Raw genomic sequence first — 4,531 nt, forward strand, 5'->3', positions numbered from 1 at the left:
GGGGGAAGGAGCGGGGCGCGTGCGTCAGGTCGAGCGCGTGGCGTCGCCGTCCCGCACCGGGTGGTGAACGGCCAGCAGCGCCATGTCGTCGTTCAGCGCGCCCCCGCTGTGCTCTACGACGTCGGCGACCACCCGGTCCAGCAGCGCGTCGGGGCCCGGGAAGGCGCATCCCGTCAGCCCGCGCGCCGGATCGTAGAACGCGCCCCCGGCGTTGCGCGCCTCGCTCATGCCGTCGGTGTAGAGCAGCAGGTGACTGCCCGCCGGGAACCGGCTCGAACGGGCCCGGTCAGGAGTCGGCAGCAGGTCGCCGAGGCCCAGCGGCAGGGCGGGGTCGGCGGCCAGGTAGTGGGCGTCGCCGCCGGGGCCGAGCAGCACGGGGGGCGGGTGGCCGCGGTTGATGACGCGGATGTGCAGCGGCGGGTCGCTGTCCATCTCGACCAGGACGGCCGTGGTGAACCCCTCGACCGGGTCGAGCGCGGGGCGCGTGGCCCGTTCCCGGACGAGGGCGCGTTCCAGCCTGGCGGCGACCGACTCCAGGCGGTGCTCGCTCTCGGCCGCCTCCCGGAACGCCCCGAGGACCACGGCCACCGCCTCGGTGGCGGCCAGCCCCTTGCCGCGGACGTCGCCGACGAGCATGCGCACGCCGTACGGGGTCTCCCTGAGGGCGTACAGGTCGCCGCCGATGAGGGCGTTCCGCTGGGCCGCGCGGTAGCGCGCGGCGATGCGGAGGCCGCCGGCGTGCTCGGGTGGCTCGGGCACGACGGCCCGCTGCACCGCCTCGGCGACGTCGCGCGCCGAGGCGACCCGCGCGTCGCGGCGGGCGACGACGCGGTTGACGACGAGGGCGATGAGGGAGATGACGGCGACGGTGCTGGTCTTGTACGGGGACGAGACATGCCAGAACGTCTGCCCGGCGACGGCGAGGGTGGCCAGGGCGCCGTAGAGGGCCGTGGCCCGGAACGACAGCACGGGCGCGGCCAGCAGCGGGGCGGCCACGTAGAACGGGGTGAGGGTGATGTGGGGCGGCGTGAGCAGGTCGAGGAGGGTGCCGAGGACGATCAGCAGGGCGGGCACCACGGCACCGGCCCTCGCCCAGGGCCTCCACGGCGCCGTCGTACGCACGTCACCAATCTGCCCCGGGGCGTGCGAGTCGGCGAGTCGATCTTGATCCGCGTGGGGCGCGAGAACGCGTCCGGCCGGGAGGGCGCGGGGCGTCGGGCGCGGCGGCGCGGTGTCCATCGTGTTCGGCGAGTGTTCGGCGGGGTGACGTGTGGGCTCCACCGGCGGGCGGAAGCCTCACGTGCGAACGGAAACGTACAGGTGAGGAGTACCGTCATGGCTGTGTCGCGCAGAGGAGTGCTGGGGGCCGCCGGGGTCGCGGGTGTGGGTGGGGTGCTCGGGGCGCATGTGGCCAGCGCGCGGGAGCGCGCCGTCATCGGCCCGGCGGGCCGCGACCGGCTGCACGTCATGAGCTTCAACATCCGCTACGACGCCGACGCCGCGCCCGGCACCCCCGACTCATGGACCGACAGACGGCCGGTGCTGGAGCGGTTCCTGCGGGCCGAGCAGCCGACCGTGATGGGCGTGCAGGAGGCCCTCTACCACCAGGTCAAGCAGGTCGACAGCGACCTGGACCGCGACTACGACTGGATCGGCCTCGGCCGGGAGGGCGGTGGCCGGGGCGAGTTCATGGCCATCTACTTCGACACCCGATGCGTCGAACCGCTCGACTACGACCACTTCTGGCTGTCCGACACGCCTAATGTGATCGGCTCGGCCCACTGGGGCAACACCGTCATCAGGATGACCACCTGGGTGCGCTTCGCCGACCGCCGCAGCGGCAAGGAGTTCATCCACGTCAACACGCACTTCGACCACCAGTCGGAGAACGCCCGCCAGCGCAGCGCCGCCCTGGTCAGGGACCGGATCGCCGGTTTCGACCCCGCGCTGCCCGTCGTCCTCACCGGCGACTTCAACACCCCGGCCGAGTCCTCCGAGTCGTACCGGATCCTGGTCACCGACGGCGGCCTGTCCGACACCTGGAACACCGGTGAGCGCGTCACCGACGCATGGGGCACGTTCCCCAACTACCAGGACCCGGTGGTCGGCGGCAACCGCATCGACTGGGTGCTCGCCAACCAGCACGTCGAGGTCGAGCGCGTCGCGATCAACACCTACCGCCACCAAGGCCGTTACCCCTCCGACCACGCGCCGGTGCAGGCGCTCGTGCGACTGGTCTGACCAGCGGCGGCGCGGTGGCGCGGCGCCGCGGTGGCGTTAGCCTCGGATGGATGGAGACGGAACGACTGCGGCTGCGCCCGTTCACCGAGGACGACGCCGACCGGCTCGCCGCGCTGCACGGGGATCCGGCCGTCATGCGGTACATCGACGACGGCCGCCCCGTGGAGCGCGGCGACACCGTCGCGCTCCACCTGCCCGCGCTGCTCGCCGAGTACCGCGAACTGCCGCCGGGGCACGGGGCGTTCGCGGCGGAGGAGAGGCAAGGCGGCGCGTTCGTCGGGTGGTTCTCGCTGCGGCCCGCCGCCTCCCGGGGCCTTGAGACCGGCCCCGGCGGCGGAACGGAGCTGGGGTACCGGCTCCTGCCCTCCGCCTGGGGCCGCGGCTACGCCACCGAGGGCGCGCGGGCGCTGGTGCGCGCCGCCTTCGCGGAAAGGGGCGCCGAGCGCGTGGTGGCCACGACCATGACCGTCAACACGGCCTCGCGCCGGGTGCTGGAGAAGGCGGGCCTGCGGCTGGTCCGGACGTTCTTCGAGGACTGGCCCGAGCCCATCCCCGGCTCCGAGCACGGCGACGTCGAATACGCCCTGACGCGCGCCGGGTGGGAGGGGCGGACCGGATGAGAACGGCCCTCCCCGGGCACGGGCGCGCGGCGGCCGCGGGAACTACGCTGACGCCGTGACCATGGAACGCATCGGCGTGATGTTCGACCGGGCCGGGCGGCCCGAGGACCTGACCTCCTACGCCGCCGCCGTGGAGGCGGCCGGGGCGGACGATCTGTGGGTGGTCGAGGACCTGTCCTGGGCGGGCGGGATCTCGTCCGCCGCGCTGGCGCTCGCCGCCACCGAGCGGCTGCGCGTGGGCATCGGCATCATGCCCGCGCCCCTGCGCAATCCGGCGCTGCTGGCCATGGAAGTGGCCACGCTGGCACGGGTGTTCCCCTGCCGCGTGGTCGCGGGGGTCGGCCATGGCGTGGGCGCGTGGATGGAGGGCGTGGGCGCCGGCTCGCCCACCAAGCTGGCCCTGCTGGGCGAGACGATCACCGCGCTGCGGACCCTGCTCGCCGGGGAGACCCTGCGCCTGGCGGGCCGCACGGTCCGCGTGGACGACCTGCGCCTCGTCCACCCGCCGTCCGAGCCGCCCCCGGTGGTCGCGGGCGTGGTGCGCCCCCGTTCGCTCGCGCTCTCGGGCGAGGTCGCCGACGGCACGGTGCTGGCCGAGGGCAACGGCCCGGCCGGGGTCGCCACCGCGCTGACCCACATCGCCCCGGCGCGCCCGCACGAGGTGATCGTCTTCACGCACCTGTGCGTCTCCGACGACCCCGCCCGGCTGGCCGCCACGGCGGGCCCGGTGATGGAGGAGGCCGCGGGGTTCCTCGGCATCCCGCCGGGTGACGCCTTCCTCGCGTCCGGCGACGCGGAGACCGCGGCCGACCGGGTGCGCGCCCTGTGGCGCGCGGGGGCGACCACGGTCGTCCTCCGCCCGGTCGGCGAGGACCCGCTCGACCAGGTGCGCGCCGTCCTCGGCGCCCTCAGGCCGTAGAAGGCGCGACCGGCCGGGGCGTGAACAGGGCCGTCGACGTGCGCCGTTGCGTGCCCCCACCCGCCTGCGCCACGATGCGGGGCATGAGCCTGATGACCAGCGGCACCGCGCCGGGGCCCGTGCGTTTCCACCTGGCGTGCGACCGGATGGGCTGCCGGGCCCGGGTCAGCTTCGACCTGGTCATCGCCGACTCCCCGCCCGATCCCGAAGAGGACTTCTTCGGCCATCTGCTGCACGAGGCGGGGCAGGCCAGCCCCTATATCCGGGACATGGGCTGGGAGTTCATCCAGGGCGGCGAGGGCTACTGGTGCCCCGCCTGCTCGTTGCCCCGCGGCTGAACGCGGGACGGGCTTCCGGGGAACGCCTCGTGATCCATCGGGAGGGGTCACGGCGCGGCCGGTGCATTCTCGACGCCCCTATATGGAGGGCACCGTGTGCGACATCCAGCGCAACGACCAGCCGGTTCCGCACTTCCCGAGGGGGAGGGACGCGGAGGAGTTCATCCGGGCCTACCTGAGCGCGGTCGCGCCGCGGGAGGGGCGGGCCAGGGACCGGAAACGGCGGGCCGTGCTGCCGCCCATCGTCCTCCTGACGGGCGGCGACGACCGCGCGGAGCGGGCGCGGCGGGCCCTGCGGTGGCTTGACGGCTGCCTGCACGCGGCCCGCCCGCACCCCTCCCCCAAGCTGGTCGCCCACGCCACCATGACGGCGGACGAGTCGGGGCGACCCGGCGCGGCGGGCGGCTCCGGTG

Annotated in this window: 6 protein-coding genes; 5 read left to right on the forward strand and 1 reads right to left on the reverse strand. The window is 74.7% G+C overall.

Features of this window, described 5'->3' with window-relative positions; genetic code table 11:
* Positions 1-24: 24 nt before the first annotated feature.
* Positions 25-1,122, reverse strand: a complete 1,098-nt coding sequence (locus ADY01_RS33170) for a PP2C family protein-serine/threonine phosphatase (protein ID WP_049580463.1) — start codon at positions 1,120-1,122, stop codon at positions 25-27.
* Between the two features lie 213 nt (positions 1,123-1,335).
* On the opposite strand from ADY01_RS33170, the gene ADY01_RS33175 reads away from it, so the two are divergent.
* From ADY01_RS33175 to ADY01_RS33195, 5 genes are all read left to right on the forward strand, one after another.
* Positions 1,336-2,241 carry an endonuclease/exonuclease/phosphatase family protein gene (locus tag ADY01_RS33175; RefSeq protein ID WP_049580464.1) on the forward strand — a complete coding sequence of 302 codons (906 nt, stop codon included), beginning with the start codon at positions 1,336-1,338 and terminating at the stop codon, positions 2,239-2,241.
* Between the two features lie 50 nt (positions 2,242-2,291).
* Positions 2,292-2,861, forward strand: coding sequence for a GNAT family N-acetyltransferase (locus ADY01_RS33180; protein WP_049580465.1), 570 nt, complete (start codon positions 2,292-2,294; stop codon positions 2,859-2,861).
* A 55-nt stretch (positions 2,862-2,916) separates the two neighbouring features.
* Positions 2,917-3,780: an LLM class flavin-dependent oxidoreductase gene (locus ADY01_RS33185; RefSeq protein WP_049580466.1), complete on the forward strand. Its 864-nt coding sequence runs from the start codon at positions 2,917-2,919 to the stop codon at positions 3,778-3,780.
* 83 nt (positions 3,781-3,863) lie between these two features.
* Positions 3,864-4,118: a hypothetical protein gene (locus tag ADY01_RS33190; RefSeq protein ID WP_049580467.1), complete on the forward strand. Its 255-nt coding sequence runs from the start codon at positions 3,864-3,866 to the stop codon at positions 4,116-4,118.
* A 94-nt stretch (positions 4,119-4,212) separates the two neighbouring features.
* Positions 4,213-4,531, forward strand: a 319-nt coding sequence (locus ADY01_RS33195; RefSeq protein ID WP_159001577.1) for a hypothetical protein, incomplete at its 3' end; no start/stop codon positions are given.

The organism is Streptomyces sp. SBT349 (assembly GCF_001083795.1).
GTDB lineage: Bacteria > Actinomycetota > Actinomycetes > Streptomycetales > Streptomycetaceae > Streptomyces.